Here is a 10,647-nt window from a genome sequence, read left to right as displayed (position 1 = left end):
TGGTCCCACCCCTTCCCATCCCGAACAGGACCGTGAAACAACTTTGCGCCGATGATAGTGCTGCAACCAGTGTGAAAGTAGGTTATCGTCAGGCTTGTTATTCGAAAAAACCCCCATCGGTGATCCGGTGGGGGTTTTTTTACGTCCATTGATTTTATGCATGGCATCGACCGCGTGCCACCTTGAAAGGAATATCTTGTCTGCCTTGCATACACTGGAACAATTACGCGCTGGTCAACTGGCTGGTGTGCGTCGGCTGAAGCTGTCCTGCGGCTTGACGGAATTCCCCCGCGAAATCTTCGACCTGGCCGACAGCCTGGAAATCCTCGATTTGTCGGGCAATGCGCTGTCCTCGCTGCCCGACGATTTACCGCGCCTGCACCAGCTGCGCATCATTTTTTGCTCGGATAACCTGTTCACCACCTTGCCAACCGTGCTCGGTTCCTGCCCTGCGCTGGAAATGATCGGCTTCAAGGCGAACCGCATACGCCACGTGCCGGCCGCAGCCTTGCCGCCCGTCCTGCGCTGGCTGACCCTCACCGATAACGCCATCGAATCCATGCCGGATGAGCTGGGCAAGTGCGGGCAATTGCAGAAACTCATGCTGGCGGGAAATTGCCTGAGCAACTTGCCGGCATCGCTGGTGAACTGCCGCAAGCTGGAACTGGTGCGCATCGCCGCCAATCGCTTCACGGCGCTGCCCGATTGCCTGCTGTCTCTGCCACGCCTGGGCTGGCTTGCCTATGCAGGCAATCCCTGCACGGAGGCGCGTGAACTGGCAGCCCTGAGCGGCGCCGCTACGGCGGGCGTGGCCTGGCAGCGCCTGAAACTGGCGCAGCAGCTGGGCGAGGGGGCGTCGGGCGTGATTTATCGCGCCCGCCTCGATGATGCCGAGTATGTCGCGGTGAAAGTGTTCAAGGGGGCGATGACCAGCGATGGCTTGCCGCGCAGCGAGATGGCCGCCTGTGTCGGCGCGGGGGCGCATCCGGGCCTGATTCCCATCCTGGGCACTATCGATGCGCATCCGCAGAGGGCGTCCGGGCTCGTCATGCCGCTCATCGATGCGGCCTACCGCAACCTGGCCGGCCCGCCCAGCCTGGCATCATGCACGCGTGACGTGTATGCCGAGGGCGTAAGCTTTGACGCAGTGCAAGCCCTGGCCATTGCCCGGGGCATCGCCTCGGCCGTGTGCCAGCTGCATGCGCACGGCATCGTGCATGGCGACTTGTATGCACACAATATCCTGCATGCGGACGGTGGCGCCTGCCTGCTGGGCGACTTCGGCGCGGCGTCCATGTTTGTGCCAGGCACGCCGCAAGGGGACTTGCTGCAGGGCATGGAGGCGCGCGCCTTTGGCGTGTTGCTGGGCGAGCTGATTGCGCACTGTGCGGCACCCTTGCCGGCCATGCAGGTCTTGCAGCAGGCGTGTCTGCAGGAAGAAATGTCGCGGCGGCCCTTGTTTGCCGAGATCGAACGGCAACTGCTGGCCATGCGCCAGGCATAAAAAATGGCGCAGCCTTCGCAGGCTGCGCCATTTTCATGTCAGACAGGCAAGATTCAGCCGGCGACTGGCTCTTCTTTTTCCGGCAGGGCGATCTGGTTGTCGACGCTGAACTGGTAGTCCTTGAAGACGTGTTCGGCCGTCAGGATCTGGTATTCGCCGTTGTCGAGCTTATGCGTGGTGTCCTTCAGGCGATACGTGTAGTGGCCGCAGGTCCAGCAGTTGAAGTTGCGCATGTGGGTACACAGGCAAGTCTTGTCCATCACGACGACGGTCTTTTGCTCCGGGTGGGCAGCGACTTCGCGGTTGTACGAGTTGATGTACGCGCAGTTGCCTGTCGCGTCGAGCAGGTAGCCATACGATTCGCAGCCTGGACGGATGCCGGCGCCGATGGCGGGCGTGTTTTTCAGCATGCGCATCGGGTAGCCGGTCGGCGAGACGCCGTTGACGATGATGTCTTCTTCCGAGGCCTTGTAGTATTCCTGCTTGACCTTGTTCGGCAAGCCGCATTCCTTGGTGACGGTAAAGCGCGTGGCCACTTGCACGCCGGCCGCGCCCGCTTCCAGGAAGGAGACGGCATCGCTGCCCGTGAAGATGCCGCCGGCGGCGATCAGCGGGATGTCCAGCTGTTCGGCTTTCAGGTAGGCCAGCAGTTCCGCCGTGATCGTGTGCAGGTCGTAATTGGCCCAGTCCATGCCGAAACCCAGGTGGCCGCCGGCCAATGGTCCTTCGACGATGATGAAGTCGGGCAAACGGTCCAGCTTGGCGTTCTTGCGCAGGAAAATCTGCAGGGCGCGCACGGACGAGACGATGATGCCCAGCTTGGCATCGCGGAAACGCGGATGGTCGGCCATCAGGGCAAACGAGCCGAAGTGCAAGCCGGCGGACAGGGTGATGCCGTCGATACCCGCGTCCAGTGCCGCATTCAGGCGCACGCGCAAGGTTTCGCGGGGGCCGTTCATGGTCAGCTTTTCCATGCAGTTGACGAAGATCAAGCCATCGCCTTTTTTCGCTTCCATGGTGCGGCCGATATGCAGGCGCTGCGCTTCCGCCAGGCGGCCCAGGTCGAACTGCACCACGGCCTTGTCGCTGTTATTGATGTTGAACTTGTACAGTTTCGTCTTGTCTTTGACGAAGGTGGTGTCGAAACGGCGATCCGACACGTCTTCCACCATGGCATCGGAGATATGGCCGATACCGTTCAGCCGGGCCGCTTCCAGGGCCAGCTCCGACGTGGAAATATCCACACCCATTCCGCCTATCATGATGGGCACATATTCTTTTTTGCCAAATCGCAGGCGGAAATCATCAACACGTTTCATTGCTATCCTTAGACTACCGTGGTTATCACTGAGCCAGATGTACGGTCATGCCCGCTGCCGGTCAGGCGAGCGGGCGCGCATGTAGCTGTGCACAGCTTCAATTCTACCCCAAGCGGGCGGGCTCTCCGAGGCAGAGCTTGCCGCCATGCCGGCGCAAGCGCAGGCCGGAGCGTGCGCATCATCGAAATTAATCGCGGAAATTGTTAAATTCCAGCGGCATGTCGGGCACGTCCTTGCGCAGCATGGCCATGGCCGCCTGCAGGTCGTCGCGCTTGGCGCCCGTGACGCGCACGGCTTCGCCCTGGATGCTCGCTTGCACTTTCATCTTGCTGTCCTTGATGACGCGCACGATTTTCTTGGCGTCATCCGATTCGATGCCATTCTTGATCTTGATGATCTGCTTGACCTTGTCGCCGCCGATCTTCTTGATGTCCCCTTCGTCGAGGAAGCGGACATCGACCTTGCGTTTGGTCAATTTGTTGGTCAGCACGTCGCGCACTTGGCTGAGCTGGAATTCCGAATCCGCGAACGCGGTCAATTCGTTTTCCTTGTGTTCGACGCGGGCATCGCTGCCCTTGAAATCGAAACGGGTCGAGATTTCCTTGTTGGATTGCTCGACAGCATTCTTGACTTCGATCATATCGGCTTCGGAGACTACGTCAAATGACGGCATGGTCTGTTCCTTTTCTTGTTAAAGCGAGCGCGCGCTCGGCGCGCTGGGCCTTGGCGGCTGATTCTGCGCCATGGGACGGCCCTGTTAAAGATGCGACATTTTAACGGACAACGGGCAAGTCGCCCTTGTCCTGAGGTGGTTTTTTGTCGCTTTCGCTCTATAATCGAGCAAAATTTCCCTATCCCATGCATCCAGAGCTCACCATCGAACACAATTACTCCCTCCAGCGCCTGAATACCTTCGGCATCACGGCCAATGCGGCCGCCTACGTACGCATTACTTCGCAGGCCGAGCTGCAGGCCGCACTGCAGGATCCCGCCCTGTCCGCCATGCCGCGCCTGATCCTGGGCGGCGGCAGCAATATCGTCCTGACCGGCGACTTTCCCGGTGTGGTGCTGCACATGGCCACGCGCGGCATGCGCCTGGCACAGGCGGATTTCGAGACGATACTCGTCACGGCCGCGGCCGGCGAAAACTGGCACGATTTCGTGCAGTGGACCCTGGCGCAAGGCGTGGGCGGGCTGGAAAACCTGTCGCTGATCCCCGGCACGGTGGGCGCGGCACCTATCCAGAATATCGGCGCGTATGGCGTTGAAATCAAGGATTATCTGCATAGCGTGAGCGTCATGCACAGCGCCAGCGGCATCGTCTTCAACATGGACCGCGAAGCTTGCCGCTTCGCCTACCGCGACAGCATCTTCAAGCAGGCGGACGGGCGCGAGCTGATCGTGCTGGAAGTGACGTTCGCCTTGCCGGCCGAGTGGCAGCCGAATTTGCGCTATGCGGAACTGGCGCAGGCCGTGGCCGAGCGCAATCTTGCCGAGCCGACAGCACAACAGGTGGCCGAGACGGTGATGGCGATCCGCCGCAGAAAATTGCCGGACCCGGCCGTCATCGGCAATGCGGGTAGCTTCTTCAAGAATCCGGTGGTGTCACGGGAGCAATGTCTTGCCTTGCTGGAACGTTTTCCTGCGCTGGTGCACCATGCGCAGCCCGATGGCACGGAAAAGCTGGCGGCCGGCTGGCTGATCGACCAGTGTGGCTGGAAGGGAAAAAACCTGGGGCCCGCGGGAGTGTATCCCAGGCAGGCGCTGGTTCTGGTGAATAATGGCGGCGCTCGTGGCGCGGACATTACCCGGCTGGCGGAAGCGATACAGGATGATGTAGAGGCGAAATATGGCGTGCGCCTGTCGCCCGAGCCTGTGTTTGTTTAATCTTCATCAAATCCATGCCTGAAAAAATGTTCAGGGCAAGGCGCATTGCCGAAGACAGTACGCATAGTACGGCGAGGCAGTGCAACGCAGCCATGGACGTTTTTTCTGCATGGATCAGCCGAAGTGGCAGACGTAATCCACGGTTTCGATTGTTTCAATATCAAAATGGCTATTGCCGGGGATTTTGAATTCCGTGCCGGCGCCATAGCTGTTCCACTCCGTCGCATCGGCCAGGCGCACCTTGCACAGGCCGCCGACGATTTCCATCGTTTCCGGCGCGCCCGTGTTGAAGCGCAACGATGACGCGAAGATCACGCCCACGCTTTTCTTCGTGCCATCGGCCAGGATGACGTTGTGCGACACGCACTTGCCGTCAAAGTAGATGTTCGATTTCTTGACGACGCTGACATTGTCCAGTTGTGTGCTCATGCTTCACTTTCCTTGGGGTTAAAAACTATTCGCTGGCGTCATCGGCGCTCAGCACGCTGTTGCGTCCGCCGCGCTTGGCCGCGTACAGGGCCTGGTCGGCGCGGTTGATCAGTTGCTCGATCGTCGTCCGTGGCGACGGCACCACCGTGGCCACGCCGATCGAGATGGTGACGATGCCGGTCGCCGCTGCCGGGTTCTCGATCTGCAAGCCTTCCAGATGGCGCCGGCAGGCTTCGGCGATCAGCAGCGCGCCGGCCGCTTCCGTTTCCGGCAGGATCAGGGCGAATTCCTCGCCGCCGTAGCGGGCCGCCAGGTCGGCAGGCCGCTTCAAATGTTCGGTCAACACGGCAGCCACCTTCTTCAGGCACAAGTCGCCCGGCAAATGGCCGTAGTGGTCGTTATAGCTCTTGAAATGGTCGATGTCGCATAGCAGCAGGCTCAAGGGTGTCTTGTCGCGCTGGCCCCGCTGCCATTCGAATTGCACGGTTTCATCGAAGCGGCGGCGGTTGGCGATGCCCGTCAAGCCGTCGAGGGCCGCGAGCTTCTGCAATTCAATATTCGCGTCGGCCAGGTTTTTTTGACTTTCACGCAGGAAACGAAATGCCTGGTCGCGCTGCAGCCGGCTGATGTGCGCGTTGGAATGGTAGCGTATGCGCGCCAGCAATTCCAGACGGTCCGGCAGTTTCACCACATAATCGTTGGCGCCGACGGCAAAGCTGTGCGCCTTCAGTTTCGGGTCGTCCTTGGCTGACAGCACGATCACCGGCACATGCGCGAGCGCCTCGTGTTCGCGGTACTGCTGGATCAAGCTGAAGCCGTCGATGCCCGGCATCACCAGGTCTTGCAGGATGACGGTAGGCTGCAAACGCAGCGCCGTGTCCAGCGCCTGGCTGGCGTCGGTCACATAGTGAAATTCGATATCCTGCTGGTCGCTCAGCATGCGCCGGATTGCCTCAGCAATGATCAACTGGTCGTCCACCAGCAGGACGCTGACCTTGAATTCGGTCAGCGCAGGCTCGGGCTGGGTGAAGCTGGAGGAAAATTCTGGCATTGCATTCTTTTCAGATGTTAGGGGAGGGCTCCCACCCATTGTTGAGTTTGGCGCCCAGGCGGCTGCGCAAGCTGGCGCCTATTCTATCCAATGGCAGGATGTATTGCGCCGCATCCAGTTCGGCCGCCGCGCGCGGCATGCCGTAGACGGCGCTGCTGGCCTGATCTTGCGCAATGGTGCTCTTGCCTGCGCGGCGCATGGCCAGCAAGCCGTCGCCGCCGTCGCGTCCCATGCCTGTGAGCAATACGCCGATGGCGTCGCCGCGCCAGTGCTGCGCCACGCAGTTGAAAAAGACGTCGACGGACGGGCGGTAGACATAGTCGCGTGGTGCTGCATCGTAACCCAAACGATAATTCTGATCTAGCAGCAAGTGATCATTGGTCTTGGCGATGAGCACCGTGCCCGATACCAGTTCGTCGCCGTCGGCGATCACGCGCACGGGCATGCTGAGCTGGTCGTCCAGCCATTTGGCGAAGTGCGAGGCGAAGGTTTCATCGATGTGCTGCACCACGACGATGGCGCAGCCGGGCGGCGCCGTCCAGCCGGACAGCACCTTGGCCACGGCCGAGGGGCCGCCCGTCGAGGCGCCGATGGCCACCAGCGTCGATACCTGGCCGTCGCCCCGTTCGCCGCCGTTGCCGTTCGCCTGGCGCGGCGGCGGTGCCTCGGCGCTGTGGCGTATCAGCTTGCCGATGGTCTTGATCTTGGCCAGCAGTTCGCTGTCGCCGCCCACCTCCCCCTGCAGCACGGGCGTGGCCGTGACGTCGAGCGCGCCCGCGCCCAGCGCGCGGAAGACCTGGTTGACATTGTCCTGCGGGCGGCCCGTGACGACCAGGATGGCGCACGGGCTTTGCTCCATGATCAGGCGCGTCGCTTCCACGCCATCCATCTCCGGCATGTTCAGGTCCATCAGGATCAGGTCGGGACGGTTGCCCTCGCACATGCGCACCGCTTCGAGCCCCGTGCGGGCGATCCACAGCACCTGGTGCTCCTGCGTGCTGGCGACCACCCGGCGCAGGGCCTCGGCAGCCATGGCGACATCGTTGGCAATGGCAATTTTCATGTATGACAGCTCATAAGCGGGCATCTCCTATCAGGTCGGCCACCGCGTCGAGCAAGGTCTCGTCGTGGAAGCTGCCTTTGGTCAGATAATAGTCGGCGCCGGCCGACAGGCCGCGCGCGCGGTCTTCCGGGCGGTCCTTGTACGAGACGATCATCACCGGCAGCTTGTGCAGGTGCAGGTCCTTCTTGATCAGCGAGACCAGTTCGATGCCGTCCATGCGCGGCATGTCGACGTCGGTGATCACCAGGTCATACTCGCCGCTGCGCACCACGTTCCAGCCGTCGATGCCGTCGATGGCCACGTCGACCTCGAAGCCGCGCGCCAGCAGCAGCTTGCGCTCCATTTCGCGCACCGTCAGCGAATCGTCAACGACGAGGATGCGCTTGGCGCGGCGCTGCTGCGCGTGACCGGCCTGCGCAAGCTGGTGCAGGCCGCCTTCGTGCAGCAGCTTGTCGATCGACAGCAGCAGATCGGGCACATCGAGGATCAGCACCGGCTCGCCGTCGTCGAGCAGGGCGGCGGCGGAAATGTCGCGCATCTTGCCGAAGATCGGATCAATGGCCTGCACGGCCAGGCTTTGCTCGCCGCGGATGGCGTCGACTACCAGCGCATAGCTTTGCTTGCCGCGGCCGATCACCACCACCGGCAGGTCGGTGGCGCCCGTATTCGCTTCGCCCAGCTCGAGCACCTGCGCGGCCGATACCAGGCCCAGGTGCTCGCCCTTGAGCTCGAAAAACTGCTTGTTTTCCAGGGTGTGGATGGCCGCCTGCGGTACGCGCACCACGCTTTCCACCTTGACGATGGGGATGGCGTAGGCTTCGCCCTGGATGTCGATCACCAGCGCGCGCACGATCGATTGCGTCAGCGGCAGGGTAATCAGGGCGCGAAAACCGCGGCCCGGCTCCGATTCCAGGCGCACCGTGCCGTTTTGCTGGCGTATCGTCTCGTGCACGATGTCGAGGCCCACGCCGCGTCCGGACAGCTGGTTGGCCGTGGCCTTCAGGCTGAAGGCGGGCAGGAACAGGAATTCCAGCAGTTCGCCCGGCGACAGCGCGGCCGCCATGGCGGGGCTGGCCATCTTGCGCTCGATGACGGACTGGCGGATTTTTTCCAGGTCGACGCCGCGCCCGTCGTCGCTGATTTCGATGCTCAGCATGCCGGCGCGGTGGCGCGCCTCCATGCGTATCGTGCCCAGCGCCTCCTTGCCCGCGTCGATGCGCTCGTACGGGCCTTCCATGCCATGGTCGATGGCATTCCTGAGCATGTGGTTCAGCGGGCTTTCGATCTTTGCCAGGATGTCGCGGTCGACCAGGGTGTCTTCGCCGTCGATTTCCAGCTGCACTTCCTTGCCCAGGCTGCGCGCCAGGTCGCGCACCATGCGCGGAAACGCGTGGATGCCGTCGCGGAAGGGGCGCATGCGCAGGGCCAGCACTTCGTCGACCATGCCTTGCGAGACGGCCAGCAGGCGCCGTTCATAGGTTTCGATGTCGGCGATGTGCTCGAGCATGAACTGCTTCAGGGGCTGCGTCTTTTGCAGCGCCAGCAGGGACTTTTCCATCAGGCCCGCGTCGCCCGAGCGGGAAATGGCGACGTGCAGGTGCTCGATGGCGGAAAACAGGCTGCTCTGGTTGCGCTTGAAGCGCTGCAGGGCGCCGATAAACGGATGCATCTGGTGCGCGTTGATGCGCGATTCGCTGGCCAGCGACAGCAGCTTGTCGAAATTTTGCGCCTGGGCCTTGGCTGGCGCGCTGGCGCCCGGCCGTGGCGCGGCGGCCGCCGTTTCTTCGCCGGCCAGGCCGCTGGCCACGGGGGCTTGCTGTTCTGCAACTTCCGCCGGCAATGGCGCCGCCGCATCCGCCGGCGCCGGCACCGCTGGCGGGGCCGCAGGCAGGGCCGGCAGTTCCGGCAGCTCGCCGATGCCGGCGATGGCGTTCAGGGTCTGGTCGATCTGCGCCGCGTTGGCGGCCAGCCACGCTTCGGCGCCCGCATCGTCGAGCCGCGACAGCTGCACGATCAGGTCGACGCCCGACAGCAGCACATCGACCCGCTCCGGCGTGAGTTTCAGGCGTCCATGCTGGGCGGCAACAAAACTGTCTTCCATGCCGTGCGCCAGCTGCACCACCACCTGCAGGCCGACGATGGCGGCCGCGCCCTTGATCGAGTGCGCCGCGCGCATCATCGACTCGACGGCGGCCGCGTCGCCCGCATGGCGCTCCATGGCCAGCAAGCCGTCGGTGAGAATCTGGGTCTGGCTGTCCGCCTCCATGCGGAACAGGTCCAGCATGGAAAAGGCACTCAGGTCGCCGTGCTGGTCCTGGCTCATCGTAATAGTCTCGCAAGTTGAAAGCCGATCAGCGCCGTGTCCAGGCAGCCGATGCGCATGTCGCCCTCGGTGATGACGCAGGACAGGAAGCGCGACAGGCCCTTGTTGATGGTGGCCGCCGGCGCCTGTACGGCGCCCGACGCATAGCGCACGATGCCGTGCAGGTCGGCCACGGGCAGCGCGTAGGCCTGCTCTTCCCAGCGCATCAGCAGCAGCCGGGCGAACGTGTGGCGGCCGCGGGCCGGCGGCGCGCCCTGTTCGTCTATGCCCAGCAGGTGCGCCAGCGACATGCATGGATACAGCTTGCCGCTGATATTGACGATGCCCGCCAGGCCACGCCCGCTGCGGTGCGGCAGCACGTGCGGCCTGGCCTGCGGCGCCACCGAGTCGAACACCTGCGTGGGCAGCGCCAGCCATTCGCGGCCGATGCGAAATACCAGCGCCGAGCTGTCGCGCACTGCGCCGCCGCCGTCCAGCTGGCGGAAGTGGCTGGCCCATTCCTGCCGGTAGTGCGCGTCCACGGGGCGCTGCAGGTTGCGCTGGGCCGCGCCGGCGTACACCTCGCAGTTGCGGCAATGGACGTTGGCCGGCAGCTTTGGGCAGCTCTGGTCGCCGACCACGCCGATATGGTTCCAGCAGTCGTCGATGGCGGCGGGGGACTCGATGGCGATGAGGTTTGTCATGCTGCTTGCCCCTTAGTTGGACGCCTGGCGGCGCTGGTAGATGCGCGCCGCGCGCGCCTTCAGGGTGGCGGCGGCCGTATGGTTGCCATTGCGTTCTGCCAGCAGCGACAGGTGGCACAGCGCCTCGTAATGGTCGGGCTGCAAATAGATGCAGCGGCGCCAGTAATCGTCGGCCAGGTCCATCTTCCCGGCCAGTTCATTGATGATGCCCAGCATGAAATACGCTTCCGCCGCCTCGGGCACCCTCGCCAGGTGGGCGTGGCATTTTTCGCCGGCTTCGCGCAGCTGGCCACGGTCGGCCAGCAGGCGCGCCTCGGCCAACAAATCGGCTGGCGCGGCCGGCGCCGGCGGGGACGACGGCACGGACACGGGCCGCGCGCGCGGCGCT

At 63.2% G+C, this 10,647-nt stretch carries 10 protein-coding genes; 2 read left to right on the top strand and 8 right to left on the bottom strand.

The genetic code is table 11. The features are described 5' to 3' along the window. Window positions 1-205: 205 nt before the first annotated feature. Window positions 206-1,504: a leucine-rich repeat-containing protein kinase family protein gene (locus CBW50_RS27255; RefSeq protein ID WP_226936215.1), complete on the top strand. Its 1,299-nt coding sequence runs from the start codon at window positions 206-208 to the stop codon at window positions 1,502-1,504. A 53-nt stretch (window positions 1,505-1,557) separates the two neighbouring features. Here CBW50_RS27255 and CBW50_RS27250 read toward each other — a convergent pair whose 3' ends face one another. After that, window positions 1,558-2,823, bottom strand: a complete 1,266-nt coding sequence (locus CBW50_RS27250) for a nitronate monooxygenase (protein ID WP_076573004.1) — start codon at window positions 2,821-2,823, stop codon at window positions 1,558-1,560. 187 nt (window positions 2,824-3,010) lie between these two features. Continuing rightward, window positions 3,011-3,496, bottom strand: coding sequence for a YajQ family cyclic di-GMP-binding protein (locus tag CBW50_RS27245; protein ID WP_076573005.1), 486 nt, complete (start codon window positions 3,494-3,496; stop codon window positions 3,011-3,013). Between the two features lie 185 nt (window positions 3,497-3,681). Between CBW50_RS27245 and murB the strand changes: the two genes are divergently transcribed. Continuing rightward, on the top strand, window positions 3,682-4,710 hold the full coding sequence (gene murB / locus CBW50_RS27240) for a UDP-N-acetylmuramate dehydrogenase (protein WP_086148397.1): 1,029 nt from the start codon (window positions 3,682-3,684) through the stop codon (window positions 4,708-4,710). Between the two features lie 114 nt (window positions 4,711-4,824). On the opposite strand, the gene CBW50_RS27235 is transcribed toward murB, so the two are convergent. From CBW50_RS27235 to CBW50_RS27210, 6 genes are all read right to left on the bottom strand, one after another. After that, on the bottom strand, window positions 4,825-5,139 hold the full coding sequence (locus tag CBW50_RS27235) for a pyrimidine/purine nucleoside phosphorylase (RefSeq protein ID WP_086148396.1): 315 nt from the start codon (window positions 5,137-5,139) through the stop codon (window positions 4,825-4,827). A 25-nt stretch (window positions 5,140-5,164) separates the two neighbouring features. Next, entirely contained in the window at window positions 5,165-6,190 is a 1,026-nt protein-coding gene (locus tag CBW50_RS27230; protein WP_086148395.1) for a diguanylate cyclase, read from the bottom strand. A gap of 10 nt (window positions 6,191-6,200) precedes the next feature. After that, the gene (cheB, locus tag CBW50_RS27225; RefSeq protein WP_086148394.1) at window positions 6,201-7,253 is read right to left on the bottom strand and encodes a chemotaxis-specific protein-glutamate methyltransferase CheB; all 1,053 of its coding nucleotides are present in this window, start codon (window positions 7,251-7,253) and stop codon (window positions 6,201-6,203) included. A 10-nt stretch (window positions 7,254-7,263) separates the two neighbouring features. Further along, a complete protein-coding gene (locus CBW50_RS27220) occupies window positions 7,264-9,576 on the bottom strand; it encodes a hybrid sensor histidine kinase/response regulator (protein WP_086148393.1) in 2,313 nt (770 codons plus the stop codon). Next, a complete protein-coding gene (locus CBW50_RS27215; protein ID WP_086148392.1) occupies window positions 9,573-10,259 on the bottom strand; it encodes a chemotaxis protein CheW in 687 nt (228 codons plus the stop codon). Before CBW50_RS27215 ends, CBW50_RS27220 begins: the two co-directional genes overlap by 4 nt. A 12-nt stretch (window positions 10,260-10,271) precedes the next feature. Next, window positions 10,272-10,647 (bottom strand): tetratricopeptide repeat protein (locus CBW50_RS27210; RefSeq protein WP_367301837.1); only part of this gene is annotated, 376 nt, incomplete at its 5' end.

Source organism: Janthinobacterium sp. GW458P (assembly GCF_002127585.1).
Lineage (GTDB): Bacteria > Pseudomonadota > Gammaproteobacteria > Burkholderiales > Burkholderiaceae_D > Janthinobacterium.
The sequence above is the reverse complement of the archived record's forward strand: the minus strand, read 5'-3'. Positions and strand labels throughout refer to the sequence as shown.

Excerpts from the sequence above, each read along its gene's own strand:
- CBW50_RS27215 (WP_086148392.1), bottom strand. The coding sequence starts at position 10,259 with ATGACAAACCTCATCGCCATCGAGTCCCCCGCCGCCATCGACGACTGC.
- CBW50_RS27230 (WP_086148395.1), bottom strand. The coding sequence starts at position 6,190 with ATGCCAGAATTTTCCTCCAGCTTCACCCAGCCCGAGCCTGCGCTGACC.
- CBW50_RS27250 (WP_076573004.1), bottom strand. The coding sequence starts at position 2,823 with ATGAAACGTGTTGATGATTTCCGCCTGCGATTTGGCAAAAAAGAATAT.
- CBW50_RS27235 (WP_086148396.1), bottom strand. The coding sequence starts at position 5,139 with ATGAGCACACAACTGGACAATGTCAGCGTCGTCAAGAAATCGAACATC.
- murB (WP_086148397.1), top strand. The coding sequence starts at position 3,682 with ATGCATCCAGAGCTCACCATCGAACACAATTACTCCCTCCAGCGCCTG.
- CBW50_RS27245 (WP_076573005.1), bottom strand. The coding sequence starts at position 3,496 with ATGCCGTCATTTGACGTAGTCTCCGAAGCCGATATGATCGAAGTCAAG.
- cheB (WP_086148394.1), bottom strand. The coding sequence starts at position 7,253 with ATGAAAATTGCCATTGCCAACGATGTCGCCATGGCTGCCGAGGCCCTG.
- CBW50_RS27220 (WP_086148393.1), bottom strand. The coding sequence starts at position 9,576 with ATGAGCCAGGACCAGCACGGCGACCTGAGTGCCTTTTCCATGCTGGAC.